The sequence below is a fragment of the Micromonospora sp. NPDC047793 genome (genome assembly GCF_040642635.1).
Lineage (GTDB): Bacteria > Actinomycetota > Actinomycetes > Mycobacteriales > Micromonosporaceae > Micromonospora.
Genome location: NZ_JBEYSG010000018.1, coordinates 132,165 through 151,487, shown reverse-complemented (window position 1 = coordinate 151,487; position 19,323 = coordinate 132,165). Strand labels below are relative to the sequence as shown.

The 19,323-nt window shown below is 69.9% G+C and carries 17 protein-coding genes; 9 read left to right on the top strand and 8 right to left on the bottom strand.

Annotated features, from left to right (window positions below; genetic code table 11):
• Nucleotides 1-235: 235 nt before the first annotated feature.
• A complete protein-coding gene (locus ABZ738_RS27360) occupies nt 236-715 on the top strand; it encodes a methylated-DNA--[protein]-cysteine S-methyltransferase (RefSeq protein WP_131052110.1) in 480 nt (159 codons plus the stop codon).
• Between the two features lie 61 nt (nt 716-776).
• On the opposite strand, the gene ABZ738_RS27355 is transcribed toward ABZ738_RS27360, so the two are convergent.
• Nucleotides 777-1,856, bottom strand: coding sequence for an inositol-3-phosphate synthase (locus tag ABZ738_RS27355; RefSeq protein WP_131052123.1), 1,080 nt, complete (start codon nt 1,854-1,856; stop codon nt 777-779).
• 23 nt (nt 1,857-1,879) lie between these two features.
• A complete protein-coding gene (locus ABZ738_RS27350) occupies nt 1,880-2,518 on the bottom strand; it encodes a PadR family transcriptional regulator (protein ID WP_131052109.1) in 639 nt (212 codons plus the stop codon).
• A gap of 174 nt (nt 2,519-2,692) precedes the next feature.
• On the opposite strand from ABZ738_RS27350, the gene ABZ738_RS27345 reads away from it, so the two are divergent.
• From ABZ738_RS27345 to ABZ738_RS27335, 3 genes are all read left to right on the top strand, one after another.
• Nucleotides 2,693-3,148 (top strand): DUF5318 domain-containing protein, encoded by a 456-nt coding sequence (locus tag ABZ738_RS27345; RefSeq protein ID WP_131052108.1) that lies wholly within the window; start codon nt 2,693-2,695, stop codon nt 3,146-3,148.
• 197 nt (nt 3,149-3,345) lie between these two features.
• Complete coding sequence (locus ABZ738_RS27340; RefSeq protein ID WP_357217720.1) at nt 3,346-6,252, top strand: transglycosylase domain-containing protein; 2,907 nt, start codon at nt 3,346-3,348, stop codon at nt 6,250-6,252.
• Between the two features lie 155 nt (nt 6,253-6,407).
• Entirely contained in the window at nt 6,408-7,919 is a 1,512-nt protein-coding gene (locus tag ABZ738_RS27335; protein ID WP_131053606.1) for a glycosyltransferase 87 family protein, read from the top strand.
• A 15-nt stretch (nt 7,920-7,934) separates the two neighbouring features.
• Here the strand turns inward: ABZ738_RS27335 and ABZ738_RS27330 are convergent, their stop codons facing one another.
• Together ABZ738_RS27330 and ABZ738_RS27325 are read right to left on the bottom strand one after the other, a co-directional pair.
• The gene (locus tag ABZ738_RS27330) at nt 7,935-10,307 is read right to left on the bottom strand and encodes a hypothetical protein (protein ID WP_357217716.1); all 2,373 of its coding nucleotides are present in this window, start codon (nt 10,305-10,307) and stop codon (nt 7,935-7,937) included.
• The gene (locus tag ABZ738_RS27325; protein ID WP_131053608.1) at nt 10,304-11,095 is read right to left on the bottom strand and encodes a deoxyribonuclease IV; all 792 of its coding nucleotides are present in this window, start codon (nt 11,093-11,095) and stop codon (nt 10,304-10,306) included. Before ABZ738_RS27325 ends, ABZ738_RS27330 begins: the two co-directional genes overlap by 4 nt.
• A gap of 588 nt (nt 11,096-11,683) precedes the next feature.
• Between ABZ738_RS27325 and rpsF the strand changes: the two genes are divergently transcribed.
• The 4 genes from rpsF to rplI all read left to right on the top strand — a co-directional run bounded on the left by rpsF (nt 11,684) and on the right by rplI (nt 13,339).
• On the top strand, nt 11,684-11,974 hold the full coding sequence (gene rpsF / locus ABZ738_RS27320; protein ID WP_117228245.1) for a 30S ribosomal protein S6: 291 nt from the start codon (nt 11,684-11,686) through the stop codon (nt 11,972-11,974).
• 80 nt (nt 11,975-12,054) lie between these two features.
• Nucleotides 12,055-12,597 (top strand): single-stranded DNA-binding protein, encoded by a 543-nt coding sequence (locus tag ABZ738_RS27315; RefSeq protein ID WP_201272393.1) that lies wholly within the window; start codon nt 12,055-12,057, stop codon nt 12,595-12,597.
• A 41-nt stretch (nt 12,598-12,638) separates the two neighbouring features.
• Nucleotides 12,639-12,878: a 30S ribosomal protein S18 gene (gene rpsR / locus ABZ738_RS27310; RefSeq protein WP_007073789.1), complete on the top strand. Its 240-nt coding sequence runs from the start codon at nt 12,639-12,641 to the stop codon at nt 12,876-12,878.
• Between the two features lie 14 nt (nt 12,879-12,892).
• Nucleotides 12,893-13,339 (top strand): 50S ribosomal protein L9, encoded by a 447-nt coding sequence (rplI, locus tag ABZ738_RS27305; protein WP_131053610.1) that lies wholly within the window; start codon nt 12,893-12,895, stop codon nt 13,337-13,339.
• Nucleotides 13,340-13,439: 100 nt separating this feature from the next.
• On the opposite strand, the gene ABZ738_RS27300 is transcribed toward rplI, so the two are convergent.
• Nucleotides 13,440-15,101: a hypothetical protein gene (locus tag ABZ738_RS27300; protein WP_131053611.1), complete on the bottom strand. Its 1,662-nt coding sequence runs from the start codon at nt 15,099-15,101 to the stop codon at nt 13,440-13,442.
• Nucleotides 15,102-15,505: 404 nt separating this feature from the next.
• On the opposite strand from ABZ738_RS27300, the gene dnaB reads away from it, so the two are divergent.
• Nucleotides 15,506-16,897 (top strand): replicative DNA helicase, encoded by a 1,392-nt coding sequence (dnaB, locus tag ABZ738_RS27295; RefSeq protein ID WP_131053612.1) that lies wholly within the window; start codon nt 15,506-15,508, stop codon nt 16,895-16,897.
• A 70-nt stretch (nt 16,898-16,967) separates the two neighbouring features.
• Here dnaB and ABZ738_RS27290 read toward each other — a convergent pair whose 3' ends face one another.
• Genes ABZ738_RS27290 through ABZ738_RS27280 form a run of 3 tightly spaced genes read right to left on the bottom strand, consistent with a single transcriptional unit; the run spans nt 16,968 to nt 19,319 of the window.
• Nucleotides 16,968-17,345, bottom strand: a complete 378-nt coding sequence (locus ABZ738_RS27290) for a zf-TFIIB domain-containing protein (protein WP_176095591.1) — start codon at nt 17,343-17,345, stop codon at nt 16,968-16,970.
• Between the two features lie 22 nt (nt 17,346-17,367).
• Nucleotides 17,368-18,000, bottom strand: coding sequence for a phosphoribosyltransferase family protein (locus tag ABZ738_RS27285; RefSeq protein ID WP_131053448.1), 633 nt, complete (start codon nt 17,998-18,000; stop codon nt 17,368-17,370).
• A complete protein-coding gene (locus ABZ738_RS27280) occupies nt 17,997-19,319 on the bottom strand; it encodes a glycosyltransferase family 87 protein (protein WP_131053447.1) in 1,323 nt (440 codons plus the stop codon). The genes ABZ738_RS27285 and ABZ738_RS27280 overlap by 4 nt, the downstream gene beginning before the upstream one ends.
• Nucleotides 19,320-19,323: the final 4 nt, after the last annotated feature.

Below are 19,323 nucleotides of genomic sequence, written 5' to 3'. Positions count from 1 at the left end.
GTTCGGGGTGACCATGAGCGACGAAATACCGCAGCAAACCCGCCAGCGGGCGGGCGAGATCGACCGGGTCGTACTCGGGCTCGGCGTCGGTGGGGCGCCGGCCGTTGCGCTGTGCACAGGATCGCCCGATGCCCCTCGATCCCGGATCGAGGGGCATCGGACGTGGTGGGACACCACTCGATCCCGGTTCGAGCGCGATCGTGGTCGCGGTGGGCGGCTGGGGGACAATGGCGGGATGCGTTGGACCGTGCTGGATTCGCCGATCGGGGACTTCTCCGTGGCCACCGAGGGTGACAGCGTGTGCGGGACGCACTTCGCGGCGGTGGCGGGCGCGCCGAGGGAACCGGTCGACGAGGTGTCCCGGCGGGCGGTGGCGGAGCTGCGCGCGTACTTCGCCGGTGAGGCGACCGAGTTCGGTGTGCCGGTGCGGGTGCCCCGAGGCTCCGAGTTCGAGCGGGCGGTGTGGCGGGAGATGACCCTCATCCCGTACGGCGAGACGATGACCTATGGCGAGGTGGCCCGGCGGTTGGGGGATCCCGGTGCCGCCCGCGCGGTCGGGGTGGCCTGCAACCGCAACCCGGTCCCGGTCATCGTGCCGTGTCACCGGATCATCGGAGCCGGCGGCAAGCTGGTCGGCTTCGGCGGCGGTCTGGACCGCAAGGTCAAGCTGCTGGAGCTGGAGGCCCGCGTGGCCCTGCAACAGGCCTGGTCCTGACCCGTGAAGGGCCGGGTCCACGTGGACCCGGCCCTTCACGGTGCTGCTGGTGGTCAGCGCGTCAGCGCTCGACCTCACCGGTGATGAAGCCCTCGACGGCGGCGTGCGCCTCGTGGTCGGCGTACTGCACCGGCGGGGACTTCATGAAGTACGACGACGCCGACAGGATCGGGCCACCGATCTTCCGGTCCATGGCGATCTTCGCGGCCCGGACGGCGTCGATGATGACGCCGGCCGAGTTCGGCGAGTCCCACACCTCGAGCTTGAGCTCCGCGTTGAGCGGGGCGTCGCCGAAGGAGCGACCCTCCAGGCGGATGTACGCCCACTTGCGGTCGTCCAGCCACGGCACGTGGTCCGACGGGCCGATGTGCACGTCGCTCTTGGCCATCTCGTGCGGCACCTGGGAGGTCACCGACTGGGTCTTCGAGATCTTCTTCGAGACCAGGCGGTTGCGCTCCAGCATGTTCATGAAGTCCATGTTGCCGCCGAAGTTGAGCTGGTACGTACGCAGCAGCTCGACGCCCCGGTCCTCGAAGAGCTTCGCGAGGGCACGGTGCACGATGGTGGCGCCGACCTGGCTCTTGATGTCGTCACCGACGATCGGCAGGCCGGCGTCGGTGAACTTCTGCGCCCACTCCGGGTCCGAGGCGATGAAGACCGGCAGGGCGTTGACGAACCCGCAGCCCGCGTCGATGGCGGCCTGGGCGTAGAACTTGTCGGCCTGCTCCGAGCCCACCGGCAGGTAGGAGACGACCACGTCGACCTGCGCGTCGCGCAGCGCCTTGGCCACGTCGACCGGCTCGACGTCCGACTCCTTGATGATCTCGCGGTAGTACTGCCCGAGGCCGTCGAAGGTCGGGCCACGCTGCACGGTGACGCCGGTCGGCGGCACGTCGCAGAGCTTGATGGTGTTGTTCTCGCTGGCGACGATCGCCTCCGCGAGGTCCATGCCCACCTTCTTGGCGTCGACATCGAACGCCGCGACGAACTGCACGTCAGAGACGTGGTAGTCGCCGAAGGTGACGTGCATGAGACCCGGGACGCGGTCGTTCGGGTCGGCGTTCCGGTAGTACTCGACGCCCTGTACCAGGGACGAGGCGCAGTTACCCACACCGACGATGGCGACGCGGACGGAGCCCATCGCGTGTGCCTCCTTCTTCTTGGTCACGGCCGCTCTGTCCTGGTCTCTCCAGGCGGAGGCGGGCTGTTGTCATCTCGTCGGCCGCCGGCCGTCCCGTCGTGCGGGACCGTCGGGGCACGGCCGGAGCGCTCGTTGGCGATGAGCTCCTCCAGCCACCGGACCTCACGCTCACAGGCATCCAGGCCGTGGCGTTGCAGCTCCAGGGTGTACGCGTCGAGGCGCTCGGCCGCCCGGCCCAGCATGTCGCGAAGGCCCTCGCGACGTTCCTCGATCGTGCGGCGCCGACCTTCCAGGATGCGGAGTCGGGTCGCCCGGTCGGTTCGGGAGAAGAACGCGAAGTGCACACCGAAACCGGTGTCGCCGTAGGTTTCCGGCCCGGTCTGCGCGATGAGCTGAGCGAAGCGTTCTTTTCCTTCCGCGGTGATGGTGTAGACCACCCGACCTCGTCGGCTGGTCAGCGCGGGAACCTCCTCGGCGGTGGCGGGTGTCTCGGCGGCCTCGGTGATCCATCCCGCCGCCTGCAACCGGCGCAGGGTCGGGTAGAGCGAGCCGTAGCTGATCGCAGCACGGATCGCCCCGAGCTTGGCGGTGAGCTCCTTGCGGAGCTCGTAGCCGTGCATCGGGGCCTCCTGCAACAGGCCGAGGATGGCGAGTTCGAGCACGGCCATCCTTCCTTTACCCTGTGCGTGGAGCGCTAACCGCCGCGATGTATCGGGCCGATACATCGAACCGTAGCGTCTCACACCTCGGCGGGCAAACTCCTCGCTCCGAGGTCCCCTCATCACGGATCGTCACGGTGGTCGCCCCGCCAGACGAGACCGCGTACCCTTTGCCGCATGCGTACGCAGCGCCAGGTCGTCGACTACTCGCTCCGAAAGCGAGCGCTGCTGCGTGAACTCCTCGCCGGTCGCGTCGGCACCTATGACCTGTGCGACGCGTCTCCCTACCTGAAGAACGCGGCTCGGTTCCACGGCGAGTCCACGGACCAGCGATGCCCGATTTGCCGGAGCGAGAACCTCACGCACGTCCATTACATTTATGGCGACGAGCTCAAGCAGTCAGCCGGCCAGGCCCGCACGGTCGCGGAGCTGTCCGTGTTGGCAATGACGCTGCGTGAGTTCCAGGTCTTCGTGGTGGAGGTGTGTCTCGGCTGTGACTGGAACCATCTCGTCGAGCAGTACCTTCTCGGGCGGGACGGGTTGACCGGTGGCGAGTCGGAGCAGGAGACGCCGGGTGGAGTGGCTGCCGCGAGTGGAGCGGGTGCCCGGCGAAGGCGAGAGGCGCAACGGTGATTCGAGCTCGATCGGCCGGCCCCGGCCGTACTGCACGCGACCGGGGTGACCGACGGCTTGTAGGTCTGATTAGTCCGAATGATTCGGATGTGGCACTGATGCGGCGGCACCCCCGTGCCCCGCGCTCGGGGTGTCCCAACTCACGGCAAACCGGTGGCGGTGCGAGTGCGCCCCACCGCGACGGCAGGGTGTGAGGAATGAATTCGTACGGCGATCCCAGCTCCTCGCGCGGACGGGCCCGGATTCCGGGCCAGGACGACCCGGGGCAGGCGGACGACGCGTACCGCTATCCGGGTGGTGATCCTCGCGGAGGCAACTGGTCGAGCGGTCCGGAGTCGTCCGGCCCGTCGGCCCGTGCCTCGGCCGGTGGCCGCGCCTCGGTCGGCGGATCGGCGAGCGTACCGCCGCGCGGCGGTACCGCCGCCGGTTCGGCGTCGGTCGGTTCCGCCTCCGTCGGTCGCGCCGGCCCCGGCCGGGCCTCCGTGCCGGTCTCGCCGGCCGGGCCCGGTCGCGCCTCGGTGCCCGTCTCGCCCGCCCCCGGTCGGTCCGGGCGGGCTTCGGTGCCGGTGAGCCCGGCCCCGGGCGGGCCCGCAGGACGCGCGTCCGTCGGCGCGGCGTCGGCCGGCCGGGCGAGCGTCGGTGCGGCGTCCGTGGGCGGTGCCGGTGGCCGGGCCGCGGTGGCCCGGGCCAGTGTCGGCGGTCCCGGTGGACCCGGCGGGCCTGGCGGCCCGGGCGGTCCGGCGGGTCCCGGTCGCGGTGGCCGCGACCCGGACGCGGTGTCCCGCGCCCGCAAGCGCAAGCGGATGAACATGCTGATCGCCAGCTTCGCGGTGTTCATCATGCTGGCCGGCATCGGCGTCGTCGGGTTCACCTACTACTCGACGAACGTGGTGCTGCCCAAGGAGATCCCGCTGCCGCTCTCCACCACGGTCTACGCCAAGGACAACAAGACCGTCGTGGCCAAGCTGGGCAACGAGAACCGGATCTTCGTCACCATCGACAAGATCCCCGAACATGTACAGCACGCCGTCGCCGCCGCCGAGGACCGCAACTTCTACCGGCACTCCGGCGTCGACTACAAGGGCATCGCCCGGGCCGCCTGGAACAACCTCTCCGGCGGTGACCGACAGGGCGCCTCGACCATCACCCAGCAGTACGCCCGTAACGCCTACGAGAACCTTCAGGACGACAGCTACGGCCGGAAGGTGAAGGAGGCGATCCTCGCCTCCAAGCTGAACGACAACTTCGGCAAAGAGCAGATCATGGAGAACTACCTCAACGTGATCTACTTTGGTCGAGGTGCGTACGGCATCGAGGCGGCGGCACAGACGTACTTCAAGACCACCACCGAGAAGCTCACCCCGGCACAGGCGGCGGTGCTCGCCGCGCTGATCAAACAGCCGGTCGCCAGCGCCACCCACCAGGGATTCGACCCGGAGGTCAACGAGGTCGACGCCAAGTCCCGGTGGGAGTACGTCATCAACGGCATGGTCGAGGAGGGCTGGCTGGGCGTGCCCGGCAAGCTCGAGCGGCCGACCGAGTACCCGAAGGTCCAGAAGATCAAGAAGGACAACGGGTTCGGTGTCGCCACCCCGGTCGGCAACGTGATCAACTATGTGCGCAAGGAGATGGAGGAGTGGGGCATCTGCTCCAACTCCGGCGCGACGGAGTTGCCGAACTGCGTGACCGAGCTGCGTGAGGGCGGCTACCGGATCACCACCACCATCGACCCGAAGATGCAGAAGGCCCTGGAAGAGGCGGCCCGGCCGGACCGCAAGGGCTCGGTGCTCTACGGGCAGCCGAAGAACCTGATGGCGGCGGCGGTCTCCATCGACCCGAAGACCGGGCGGGTGCTGGCCTACTACGGCGGCAACAGCGGCGCGGACTTCGACTACGCCGGGATGAACACCAACAGCAACGGCGACATCGTCGGTGGTCACCCGCCGGGCTCGTCGTTCAAGGTCTATACGCTGGCGGCGGCGATCGACGAGGGGATCTCGGTCAAGTCGCGCTGGGACGCGACCCCGTTCAAGCCCGAGGGCTACGCCAACGAGATCATCAACGCCGGGCGGGACGTCCGGGAGAACTGCAACAAGTCCTGCACGCTGCAGGAGTCGACCGTGCTCTCGTACAACGTGCCGTTCTTCCACATCGCCGAGCAGGTCGGTGAGGACAAGGTCATCGACATCGCCCGCCGGGCCGGCATCCGGACCATCTGGTCGGTCGACCCGCCGAAGCCGTACGACCTGACCAAGAACAAGCCCGAGGACCTCGGCAAGAAGACGTTCGACCGGGTCATCGGCTTCGGGCAGTACCCGATCACCGTCTTCGACCACGCCAACGGGCTGGCCACGCTCGCCAACAGCGGCAAGTACAACAAGGCCCACTTCGTCCGGGTGGTGGAGAAGCAGAACAAGGCGACCGGCAAGTGGGACAAGATCGCCGGTGAGAAGCTGACGAAGGGCGGCGGCACGCAGGTGATCAGGTCGGAGGTCGCCGACGAGGTGACCGCCGTGCTGAAGGAGATCCCCAGCCGCAGCAACGCCGGCCTGAGCAACGGCCGGCAGGCGGCCGGCAAGACCGGCACCTGGGAGCACAACAACACCGACAAGAACGCGCACGCCTGGATGGTCGGCTACGACAAGAACGTCGCCACCGCCGTCTGGGTCGGCAGCAAGGACCCGAAGAAGCCGGCCATCGTCGACAAGAACGGCGCCAACGTCGGCGGTAGTGGCTTCCCGGCGGCGGTGTGGAAGCGCTACATGGATGACGCGCTGAAGAGCTCCGACCCCGTCGACCTGCCGAACGTGACCGGAGTCGGCGACGACAAACTGGGCAACGGTGAGGAACCGCCGCCGCCTCCGCCGCCCGCGCCGCCGGCCGGGCAGAACAACTGTGACCCCACCGACCTGCCCTGTCTGCTGGAGCGCGGCATCACTGGCGGTCCGGGCAACAACGGCCCCGGCAACGGCGGTCCAGGCGGCGGTAACGGTGGCCCGGGCGGTGGCAACAACGGTCCCGGCGGTGGCGACCCGAACAACGGCGGCCAAGGACCGGGTGGTGGTGGAGGCGGTCTGCTGCCACCCAGAAGCACCCGGAACTGACATCCGGTCCACGTGGTGGGCGGCCCGAACCTGGTTCGGGCCGCCCACGCGGCGTTCATGGCCCCTGGCGGATCGGCATCCATCGACGAATGATCCGCGAGCGTTGCCGTGGTTCGACTTCTGCGCGGTCAACTGATACGGCAGGATGCACGGTCATGAGCACCCAGTCGACGCCCGGCATCGATGAATCCGGTGTACCCGACCACCCGTCCCGCTCCGACGGCTTCGTGCGGGGCCTCTCCGGGCTGATCGGCGGTCCGCTCGGTGACCACGCCACCGCGCGCGACCGCCAGAGCGGCTCGGAACGCCGGTTCTGGACGGCCGTCCGCATCGTCCTGGCGTTGACCTGCCTGACCCTGGCCCTGCACTGGGTGCAGAAATCGCCCTGCCAGGACGGCGCATGGGTGGACAACAAGCAGTACACCCGCTTCTGCTACACCGACGTACTGGCGCTCTACTACGCGGAGCGACTCCACGAGGGTGCCGTGCCCTACCGGGACCACCCGGTCGAGTATCCGGTGTTGACGGGGTACTTCATGGGGGCGCTCGGGCTGCCCGTGCACGCCGTGGGTGACGGCAACCCGCAGATCAACCAGGGACAGTGGTTCTACAACCTGAACGTGCTCGTACTCGGGGCGCTGGCGGTGGCCACCGTGGCGGTGCTGCTGTCGCTACGCCGACGACGACCATGGGACGCCGCACTCTTCGCCCTGGCCCCCGCACTGCTGATCACCGCCACCGTCAACTGGGACCTGCTCGCCATCGGACTGGGCGCGTTCGGGCTGCTGGCCTGGGCACGCAGCCGACCAGTCCTGGCCGGGATCCTGCTCGGGCTGGCCGGGGCGGCGAAGATGTGGCCACTGTTCATACTCGGCCCGATCCTGGTGCTCGCCTTCCGTACGGCCCGGCTCCGAGCCGCGTTCACAGCGATCGGTGCGGCAGTGGTCACGGTCCTGGCGGTGAACCTGCCGGTGGCCCTCCCGGAAGCCACCCGGGACGGCTGGAAGCGCTTCTTCGAACTCAACACCGAGCGCCCGATCGACTGGGGCACGCTGTGGTACATCGGTCGCTACCTGGACGGCAAGGTGGGCGATCCGGCGAGCATGGGTCCGTTCCAGTGGCTCGACGCCAACATCCCCACCCTCAACAACCTGTCGTACGTACTCTTCGGACTGGCCTGCCTCGGCATCGGGGCCCTCGGGCTGCTGGCACCGCGCCGGCCCCGGCTCGGCCAACTCGCCTTCCTCGTGGTCGCCGTCTTCCTGATCTTCAGCAAGGTCTGGTCGCAGCAGTTCGTCCTCTGGCTGCTGCCGCTGGTGGTGCTGGCCCGACCCAAGTGGGGCGCGTTCCTCGCCTGGCAGGCCGCCGAGATCTGCTACTTCGTCGCGTTCTACGGCCAACTGCTGGGTGCCTCCACCGGCCGGCCCGTCTTCCCCGAGGGCGTCTTCGTGCTGGCCGCCAGCCTGCGACTGACCACGGTGGTGGTCCTGTGCGTGCTGGTGATCCGGGAGATCCTGCACCCCGAACGGGACGCGGTCCGCAGCACCTACCAGGACGACCCCGACGGGGGCGTGCTCGACGGCGCCCCCGACGCCCCCTGGCTGGACCGATGGAGACGTCGCCGCGCCACCACCGACCCCGCCCCGGTCCCCGTCACCACCGGCTGACCGCCACCGGCCCACTCAGAGCCGGAAGACGACGACCGAGCCGATCTCCTCACGGGTGATGCCGAGCCCGTCGACCGGTGCGTCGATGCTGATCTCCCAGGGCGTGCCGACGACCAGGTCCCGCAGGATCAGGACGTTCTGCACGCCCAGGGTGCGCAGGTAGTCGACGCTGGTCTGGTCCGGGAAGGCCATCGTCACCCGGCGGACATCGTCCAGTTGCCGCGGCACGAAGCCGCTACCGCCGTTGACGACCTGCTGGAACCGCGAGGTCGACCAGAGCATCACCGGCTGGTCGTGGCCCTGGCTACTGGGCAGCACCAGCATCGGACCGTCGACCTCGCGCATGGCGGCCGGCTGCGGGGGCACCACCGGCTGCGGGGTGGTGTTCGTGCCCTCGGCGACGACCAGCACCAGCGGGACCAGGGTGGCCAGGCGCAGCCAGGGGCTGGGCCAGGACGGGATCCGCGCGGCGGAGATCTCCCGTACCCGCTCGGCGAACGCGCTGACCGCGCCCGCCGCGAGCAGCCCCAACAACAGGGTGGTCCAGAGCATCAGCCGTCCCGGCGTACGGATGCCGTTCCAGCCGGGCAGGTGGTCGAAGAGCGGTACGTAGGTGAAGGTGCCGCCGAAGAACTCGGTGCCCATCGCCAACACCATCGTGACCAGCACGCCGAGAAGGAGCAGCAGACGCTGGCGGGCCGTCCAGATCGAGAAGAACACTCCGCCGGCAGCCAACGCGTACAGCACGAAGCCGGGCAGCAACGTCATCTCCGGGTGCCAGGGCAGGATCGCCCGAGCGCCCTCGTGCAGCTCGCCCCAGACGCGGGACTCACCGGGAGCGGTGACGAAGCCGGTCGCCGGAGGGGAGAAGACGGCGATGTCGGCGATGGAACGTTCCGCGTGCGGGTGGAGCTGGGTCACCGTGAAGTACGGGATGGCCAGCAGGATGCCGACTCCGGCGAAGATCAGGCCACCGATCAGGTCGGCGGTCAGGAGCCGTTGACCGAAGGGCCGCTTCACCCGCCAGAAGATGCGCTTGGCGTACCAGATGACGGCGGCCACCACGACCGTGCCGGCGAGGACGTACGCGAACGGCAGACCGATGCCGAAACCGAGGCTCAACTGCCAGGCTGCGACCAGCCAACCGGCGTACACCCAACCGGGGTTGCGACGTTCGGGCCGGTAGCCGTGCCGTAGCGACCAGCCGTGCCCCCGCGCGAGCATGGCCAGCGCCAGCGGGATACCGCCGTTGGAGATCACGTGCAGGTGGCCGGCCTGCGCCAGCAACCAGGGCGCGTAGGTGTAGCTGACCCCGGCCACCGCAGAGCCGATCCGGCTCGCTCCGAGCTGCCGCGCCAGCACGTACGCGCCGAACGTGGCGAGCGCGTGGGCGAGCACGAACATGATGTTGTACCGCAGGAGCGCGTGCTCGGGGCCGGTCCCGATCATGCCTGCCGGGGCGTACCCGAGCAGGGTGTCGGAGAACGCGAAGCTCCACCGCTCGGGGAAGAACGTGTTGGCGTGCCAGAGTTGGGCCGGGTCGGTCTTCAGGATGTGCCCCGACCAGGCCATCTGCCATGCCTGCAAGCTCGGGTCCCAGTAGTCCTGCGGCAGGGTGTGCCGTGGGTAGCGCAGCGTCGGCCAGGTCATCAGGACGGCCAGCGCCAGCGACCCGAGGGCGGCCAGGGTCCACTCGTGGATGGCGAACCGGCCGAGCCGGCGACCGAGCCGCCCGTACCAGGTGGGTACCGGCACGGGAGCCGGTCCGAAGGCGGCCCACGGGTCCGGCTTGCCGTCGCCCGGGGCGCCCTCGCCGGCCTTCTCCTTGCCCGATTCGTCGGCGTCCTTGCTGGGTGCGTCCTTGCTGGGTGCGTCCTTGCTCGTATCGTCCTTGCTCGTCTGGTCCTTGCTCGTGGCGTCCTTGCCGGTGCCACCAGCCGTCTCGCCGGTGGAACCCTGGTCATCGCCGGTGCCCGCGCCGAGCGCGGCGGCCTCGCTGGACGTGCTCGTGCCGGGCGTGGTCTTGCTGGCGGGGGCGCTCTGGTCGCCGGGCCCGGCCGTCCCGCCTTCGCCGGCGGTGGCCTTGCCGGTCGTGCCCGTGCTGCCGCTCGTGCCCGGGTCCGCGTCGAGGGCGGCGTCGTCGCCGCTTGCGGCCGTGCGCGCACCGGAGGCGGCGGTCCCGGCGGTCGCACTCTTGCCGGTGCTGTCGCTCTTCTTGCCGTCCGTGGTGCCTCGGCCGTCGGCGTCAGTGCCGGTATCGGCCGCTGCGTCCGTGGCCGCCGAGGCCGGAGGCGCTTCGGTCGACCCGCCGGAGGCGGGCGGCTCGGCCGTGGTGCCGTCCTGGGAGGCCGACTGTGAGCCGCCGGTGGCGGACTGGTCCGTGGTCATGCCGCCGACGTCTCCGAGCCGAGTTGTCCACGCAGGAAGGCGATGTCACCGCTCTGCCCGTCAGCACCGCCCGGGGTCTCCACGATGACCGGAGCATCGGCCGCCCGGACCACGGCCACCAGGAGGTCCGGCTCGATGGTGCCGCCACGCAGGTTGTCGTGCCGGTCCCGGCCCGAGTCGAACGCGTCCTTTGAGTTGTTGGCGTGCACCAGGTCGACCCGCCCCGTGATCGCCTTGACGCGGTCGACCAGGCCGAGGAGTTCCTCGCCGCCCGCGTGCGCGTGGCAGGTGTCGAGGCAGAAGCCCACGTCGTACGCGCCGATGACGTCCCAGAGCCGGGCGAGCGCGTCGAGTCGACGGGCGCAGGCGTTCTCGCCGCCGGCCGTGTTCTCGATCAGCACCGGCAGTCCGAAACCGCCGGAGTCGGCCGCGTACGCCAGGGCCTTGCGCCAGTTCTCGATGCCGCTCGCCGGATCGTCACCCGCGTTGACGTGACCACCGTGCACCACCAGCCCCTTGGCGCCGATCGCCGTGGCCGCCTGGGCGTGCGCGAGCAGGAGTTTCCGGCTCGGGATACGGATCCGGTTGTTGCCGGTGGCGACGTTGACGACGTACGGCGCGTGCACGTAGACGTCGACCTCGGCGGCGCGCAACTGTTCCGCGTCCGCACGGGGTTGTGGGGCCTTCCAACCCTGCGGGTCGGAGAGGAAGAACTGCACGGTGTCGGCCGTTCGGGCGGTCGCCTCCGCCAGCGGGTCGGTCGGATCGACGTGGGCTCCGATACGCATGCAGGGGAGCCTACGTCCCGCGACCGACGGTCTGGGTGACGCCCACCGGCCCGGTGGCGTCACCGCGCGCGTCGGAACTCGTTGATACCGATGGATCCGGCGCTTCGGACGTCCCCGATCCCGGTGTCGACGGACCGGCGGCCTGTCGATGCACGACCGGGCCGGTCGGGCGCATCGGCATCAGCAGGACGTCGACGGACGTCGACGGAGAAAAATGTCGGCAATTCTGGGATTTGCCCCATGAAGAGCTGACTTCCGGGATATCGTCAGATAACAACGTGATAAAGCTCCGCGGGGCGTCTTCGGTCCAACCTCATCGGTGTGGTCGTTCCTCCCCAGGTCCCACCCAAGGAATGCGGACGGGACGCCCCGCGGTCCCGTGACCGGGGGTCCGGGTCGACAGCGACGTCGACGCGGACCCCCGGTTCGCTGTGCCGGTCACCTCGGTGATGGTGATCGTCCGGGCCGGGTATCCTGGTCCGGTTGTCCGCTCCCGGTCGGGTTCCCCCGGTGCGGGACGGGCAGCGACGCACGACCTCCTGCCACGGAAGGACCGTGGCCGCTTAGCCCACAGGAGGTGAGCACGTCTTGCGTCATTACGAGATCATGGTGATCCTCGACCCCAGCCTCGAGGAGCGCACCGTCGCCCCGTCGCTCGACACGTACCTGAACGTGATCAGGACCGCGGGTGGCTCGGTGGAGAAGACCGACGTGTGGGGCCGCCGGCGCCTCGCGTACGAGATCAACAAGAAGGCCGAGGGCATCTACGCCGTCGTCGACCTTCAGGCATCGCCTGAGGCGGTGGCCGAGCTGGACCGCCAGCTGCGACTCAACGAGTCCGTGCTGCGCACCAAGGTCATCCGCCCGGAAATGCGCTAATCCATCCACCTAGCCCCACCCGGAACAGCCTCACCCGCGCTGTCAGAGGGTTCTGAGAACCTGTACGGCGGAACGGTTGAGTGTGCGAGGAGTTGGTCATGGCAGGAGACACCACCATCACGGTCATCGGGAACCTGACCGATGACCCCGAGTTGCGGTTCACCCCCTCGGGGGCAGCCGTCGCCAAGTTCCGGGTCGCCTCGACGCCCCGGTACATGGACCGGCAGTCCAACGAGTGGAAGGACGGCGAGCCCCTGTTCCTCGCGTGCACCGTCTGGCGTCAGGCCGCGGAGCACGTGGCGGAGTCGTTGCAGCGCGGTGCCCGCGTGATCGTGTCGGGCCGGCTGCGTCAGCGGTCCTACGAGACCCGCGAGGGCGAGAAGCGCACCGTCATCGAGCTGGAGGTCGACGAGATCGGCCCGTCTCTGCGCTACGCCACGGCGAAGGTGCAGAAGATGTCCCGCTCCGGCGGTAGCGGCGGCGGCTTCGGCGGCGGCGGCAACAGCGGCGGTGGTGGTGGCCAGGGCGGCGGCGGAGGCAACTTCGACGACCCCTGGGCTTCGGCCGCACCAGCCCCCTCCCGTTCGGGTGGCGGCAACTTCGACGAGGAGCCTCCGTTCTAATGGCGCCGAGCGCCCGTGATCGTAAACCAGGAGCAAGAGCAATGGCGAAGGCTGCGGCACTGCGCAAGCCGAAGAAGAAGGTGAACCCGCTAGACAAGGACGGGATCACCTATATCGATTACAAGGACACCGCCCTGCTGCGCAAGTTCATCTCCGACCGCGGCAAGATCCGCGCTCGGCGGGTGACCGGCGTGACCTCGCAGCAGCAGCGGCAGATCGCCCGTGCGGTCAAGAACGCCCGTGAGATGGCGCTCCTGCCGTACACCGCTACGGCCCGCTGAGAGGAGGCGCCGCCATGAAGATCATCCTGACTCAGGAGGTGTCCGGACTCGGCACCCCCGGCGACATCGTCGAGGTCAAGAACGGCTACGGCCGTAACTACCTGCTCCCGCAGGGCTTCGCGATCGCCTGGACCAAGGGCGCGGAGAAGCAGGTCACGCTGATCAAGCGGGCCCGCTCGGCACGGGAGATCCGCGATCTGGGCCACGCCAACGAGGTGAAGGGCCAGCTCGAGGGTCTCAAGGTCAACCTGAAGGCCCGCGCCGGTGACGGTGGTCGGCTCTTCGGCTCGGTCACCTCCGCCGAGATCGTCGACGCCGTCAAGGCGGCCGGCGGCCCGGTGCTCGACCGACGTCGGCTGGAGCTTCCCGGCCACATCAAGGCGATCGGGTCGCACGCGGTGCGGGTCAAGCTGCACCCCGAGGTGACCGCCACGTTCAACCTCAACGTTGTGCAGGGCTGAGCGCCCCGCTGACGTACGCGACAGGGCCCGCACCGATCAATGGTGCGGGCCCTGTCGCGTACGCGATCGACGAAGGCCGACTCACGGTGCCCGAACCTCGTCAGCCGATGGGCTGGCCCGTCACCGCACTGATCATCACCGTGGAGAGACCACCACCCACGACGGCAGCGGCCAACGCCACCGTGGTCGACCGCCACGTCGTACCCACCCGACGCAGCAACATCGCGACCGCCAGGCTGCTCATCAACGCCAACCCGAAACGGGGCAACCCGGCCACCATTGCGCCGAACGCCCGCGCCCGTGGCGAATCACAGCCGCCACCACTGATATCGGTCACACAACCGGCCGGTGGCGCCCCGTCGAGCGTCAGCAACCAGACGAAGATCACTACCGCCGGCAGCAGGTAACAGGCCGCGGTGTACAGCAGCGGCAGCCACGGACCACCCGGATCCGGATCGAGCAGGTCGTCCTCGAGTCGCCGGTTCCAGCCCCCGGAACCGACCGCCTCGATCCGCCGCCGTACGGCCGCCATGCCGACCGGCCGAGGCGGAGCCGGCGCGGGCGACGAACGCCGACGGGGCGCGGGTCGTGGCCGAGGCGCGGTGTACCCGACCACCGGCGACCGAGGCGCCGACTCGGGCGCATCCACCCACCGCGGATCGTCGCCTGCCAGACGCGTACCCGGCCAGAAGGGCTCCCGCGCCTGCGCCTGCTCCGGCTCCTGCTCCGCACGCTCCATCCAGGACCACTGCCCCGCACCCGAGGTCGCCGGAACCGCACCCGAACGCGGCGGTTCCGTCCGGTCCCACCGGTCCGGCTCGGAGTAACCGGCCTGCCGCTCCGGTGGCCGCTTCCGCTCCGGTGGCCGATCCCGCTCCCGCGGCTCCGGCTCCGGCTCCGCGAACCGATCCCACTGACCGGTGCTGTCCGGCTCGAGCCACGGATCCGCACCCGCCGCCTGAAGCCACTGGCTCGTACTGTCCGCGTCCCAGGGATCGGTCGACGCGGAGTCCTTCCGGCGACCGTCAACCGCCGACTGGTCCCACGCGTGCAGGCCGGAGGCGTCCCACGGATCCACCGCCGGCTGCTGGTACTCCGGCTCCGCCGCCCGCTCCGTGCCCCGTTGCCACGGATCCACCGCCGGCGTCGAGGGCTCCGCCGCACGACGTCGACGCCGGGTGGGAGGCTCGACAGCCGGCTCGGACGCGCCGGTCTCGGCCTCCTCCTCCGCAAGCCCCGACCAGGTCACCTGGCGACGTTGCGACGGGGCCCGACGCGGCCGGCTCTGCGGCGTCACGCCCGAGACCGGGTCGTCGTCCTCGGCGCGACGACTACCGACGTACCCCTCTTCCTGTGGACGGTCGAACGTCCACTCCCGGGTGTGATCGGACGCCGGCAGGGCAGCCCGTGCCGTGGGCTCGCGCCAACTCGACTCACCGGCCCGGCGACTCCCGCCGCGCTCGGCCGAACGCCGACCACCCGCGTACCGTGGCCGCTCGACCTCGTCATCCTCATCAGGAGCAGCGTGCCGCCCGCCGCCGTCGACACTGCGCACGCCGGACTCCAGCGCCCAGCGCGGCAGGTACGGCTCGGCCGGCTCCTCCTGGCCGCGCTCGGCGGCCCGGCGGCGACTCGGGGTGCGGTACCGCTCGACCGCGGAGTCGTATCGCTCGTCCGGGTCCCGATCCACGGGCTCGGCCCACGAAGCGGTCGGCCGCTCACGCGGGCCGTCCTCCCCGCGTACCCAGTCCCGGTAACTCACGGCCGGAGCGTGACCCTTCTCAACCGAAAGCGCAATCCGCTGTCCAGGTGTAGCCGTAGGGCACCGATCCTACGGGACGTTCAGGACAAAGCCCTACCCAGAAATTCCTGTCCACAGGCTGTGGACATTACCTGTCCAGCTCAATGGCGTGCGCCCCACTGTTCCCCAGGAGTTATCCACATGCTGTGCACACGCTGCGCACATGCTCGCCCACCGCCATCCACAGGTTGTCCCGAGGCTCATCCACCGGGCTGGTTGGTGGCTGACCTCGGGTTCCGTATCGTTAGCCCCCGGCCCGCCGCCAGATGCCCCCGATCGACGGCCGGTCGACCGTCGCACCCGGGCGGTGAGCCCGGGCACGATCCGACGCAGTGGAGGGGGACCCGGTGTCGGTCACGGATGACATGCGAACAGAGTCGTTTCCCGGCGGAGGGCAGCCGTCCGGTCCGCCACCGCGCGACGGCCAGTTCGACAAGACGCCACCCCAGGACGTCGCGGCCGAGCAGTGCGTCCTGGGCGGGATGCTGCTGTCCAAGGACGCCATCGCCGACGTCGTCGAAATCCTCAAGACCAACGACTTCTACCGGCCGGTGCACGCCACCATCTTCGACATCATCCTGGAGATCTACGGTCGCGGTGAGCCGGCCGACGCGATCACCGTCGCCGCGGCGCTGGCCGACTCCGGCGACCTGGCCCGGATCGGCGGCGCCCCGTACCTGCACACGCTGATCGCGAGCGTGCCGACCGCCGCGAACGCCGCGTACTACGCGCGCATCGTGAGTGAACGGGCGGTACTCCGACGGCTGGTCGAGGCCGGCACCAGGATCGTCCAACTCGGATACGGCACCGGAGGCGGCGGCACTCGCGACGTTGACGACGTCGTCGACCTGGCTCAGCAGGCCGTCTACGACGTCACCGAACGTCGCGTCAGCGAGGACTTCGCCATCCTGGCGGACATGCTTCAACCGACCCTCGACGAGATCGAGGCCGTCGGCGCGCAGGGCGGCGTGATGACCGGCGTACCCACCGGCTTCACCGACCTGGACCGCCTGCTCAACGGCTTGCACGCCGGCCAATTGATCATCGTGGCAGGTCGACCTGGTTTGGGAAAATCTACGGCAAGTATGGATTTTGCCAGAAATGCGGCAATTCGAGCGAACCATGCGGCGGCCATCTTCTCGCTGGAAATGAGCAAGGTCGAGATCGTCATGCGGCTGCTCTCGGCCGAAGCGCGTGTGCCGTTGCACGTACTGCGCAGCGGGCAACTCTCCGACGACGACTGGACGAAGCTCGCCCGGTGCATGGGTGAGATCAGTGAGGCGCCACTCTTCGTGGACGACACGCCGAGCATGAACCTGATGGAGATCCGGGCCAAGGCTCGTCGACTCAAGCAGCGACACGACCTCAAGCTGATCGTGGTCGACTATCTCCAGCTGATGACCTCACCGAAGCGCACCGAGAGTCGGCAGCAGGAGGTCGCGGACCTGTCCCGAGGCCTGAAGCTGCTGGCCAAGGAGGTCGAGTGCCCGGTCATTGCGGTCAGCCAGCTGAACCGTGGCCCCGAGCAGCGCACCGACAAGCGTCCACAATTGTCCGATTTGCGTGAATCTGGATCAATTGAGCAGGATGCCGATGTTGTCATACTTCTGCATCGCGACGACTACTACGACAAGGAATCGCCTCGGGCCGGAGAGGCAGATTTCATTGTTGCCAAGCATCGAAATGGTCCGACCGACACGGTGACCGTGGCTGCCCAGCTGCACCTGTCGCGATTCGTCGACATGGCCATCGTCTGAGCCGTCCGAGACGGGCCCGGTCTGGCGGGCGACCGGGCCGGCCGAGGTGGCGGCCCGGTCGCGGTGTTGCTCAGCCGAACATGTCGTCCAGGAAGCTCTTGCGCTTCTTGCGCCGGTAGTGGCCGTGGTAGCCGTAGTGCTGCTGGGAGTGGCCGTACGCGGGTGCCGGGGCCGGGTAGCCGTGCGGCGGGGGCGGGGGCGGCGGGACCGCGCCGTAACCGGGCTGGTGCGGGGCGGGAGCCGGGGGCGGCGGCGGGGGCTGGTAGCCACCCTGGGGGGCGGGCGGGGCCTGCTGGGCGGCGCTCCAGTTGGCCTCCGCCTCGAACAGTTTCTCCAGCTCACCACGGTCGAGGAAGATCCCGCGGCACTCGCCACACTGGTCGATGACGACCCCACTGCGCTCGTACTGGCGCATCTCTCCGCGACACTTGGGACAGGTCAGGCTCATGACCCGAAGGTACCTGGTCGGTTCACCCGATAGTGGTCAGCGCCGCCGTGACCTCGTGGTCGGAGACCTCGTGGAAGTCGTCGTAGTAGGCGCCGACCGCGCCGAAGTCGGCGGGGCACAGCGCGCTGACCACCTCGTCGGCCTCGGCGGCCAGCATCTCGTGGGCCTGCGGCGCACTGACGGGTACGGCGACCACCACGCGGCGGGCGCCGAGGTGGCGGGCGACCTGGACTGCGGCGCGGGCGGTCGCGCCGGTGGCCAGGCCGTCGTCGACGATCAGGGCGGTACGGCCGGTGAGGTCCAGCGGCGGTCGGTCGGCCCGGTAGAGCTGTTCCCGCCGGTCCAGTTCGGTCTGTTCGCGTTCCTGTACTCCGGCGATGTCGTCGGGGCTCAGCCGTTCGGCGACGACGTCGTTGAGGACGCGTTCCCCGCCGGGACCGAGTGCGCCGAAGGCGACCTCGGGGGCCCACGGCATGCCGAGTTTGCGGACCACGAGAACGTCGAGGGGTGCGTCGAGGCGTTCGGCGACGACCTGCGCCACCGGTACGCCGCCGCGTACCAGGCCCAGCACGACGAGGTCCGGTTCGCCGGCCAGGGCGGTGAGTCGGTCGGCGAGTACCTGGCCCGCCTCGGTGCGGTCGCGGTAGGTGGTCATGTCCTCAGGTCTACGCCCTGTGGGTCGTCCGTGCTCGGCGGTTGCCGGATCCCGAGGTCGAGCGCGGGGGCCCAGAGCAGGAACGCGATCGGGTACAGCAGGTAGCCGAAGCGGGTGGCGGGCATCAGCAGGATCGCGACGAGCAGGCCGTACCCGCAGATCAGGGCGGCGCTGCGGGCGGTGCGGGGTGGGCGGCGGGCGAGCAGGACGGCGATGGCGACCCCGGCGGCGACCAGCAGCGCGGCGGCGATCACCCGGCCGGCGGGCAGGGCGTTCGCGATCAGGTAGCCGGGGAACGGGCTGGCGGCGGGGCTGGAGACCAGGCCGTGCCCGAGGGGGAAGCGCAGCACGTTCTCCACCAGCGCGTTGCGGTCGACCAGCAGGGTGGGGAGCAGTGCGGCGGCGGGGAGTCCGAGGGCTCCGGCGGCGACGCGTAGGCCGGCGCGGCGGGTGAGGCCCCAGATGATCAGTACTGCGGCGACCGGCCAGGCGAAGAGTTTCAGGGCTCCGGCGAGCCCGACCGCGACGCCGGCCCAGCCGGGTCGGGCGGTGGCGGCGAGGGCGAGCGCCAGCAGGCAGAGCGCGAGTACGGGCAGGTCGTCGCCGCCGGTGGCGAGCGTGAGCGCGCATACGGGCAGGACGGTGGCGGCCTGTACGCCGCGGAGCAGCAGGGCGTCGTGTCGGGTGGTTCCGGTGCGGGCGGTGGGTGGTCGCAGGACGCGGATGGCGAGCAGCAGCGCTACGGCGGTGCCGACGGCGAACCAGACCCGGGCGTCGGTCCACCAGGTGTCGGCGAACGCGCGGGGTATTCCGAAGAGGGCCATGCCCGGCTGGTAGGGGGTGTAGCCGAGGAGTCGTTCGTCGGCGGGCAGTGCGGCGATGGCGTCGGGCCCGAGGTAGGGGGTGCCGGTGTCGACGAGGCGGGTGCCGGAGTCCTCGACGACCAGGACCTCCTCCTGGGCGCGGTCGGTGCGTCCGGACGCGCGTTGCACGCTCTGCCAGATCAGGGGGAGCAGGGCGGTGCCGGCCCAGGCGAGTGCGGTGACCAGTGCGCGTCCGGGCAGTGTGACCAGTTTCGAGTGCGGCCGGTGGCGGCGTAGGAGGAGCTGTCCGGTGGCGGCGAGTGCGGCGGCGAGGTAGCCGAGTGCGGCGATGGTGCCCCAGGCCCGGTGGGGTACGAGGGTGCTGGTGGCGGCGGTGATCGCGGCGAAGACGGCTGCGGTGGAGTACAGGCCGAGGTCGAGGGCGAGGCCGTCGGCGGCGGTGTCGAGGCGGTGCCACCTGCCGGTGCGGTGGGGGGTCGAGGTGGCGGCGCTCACGTCG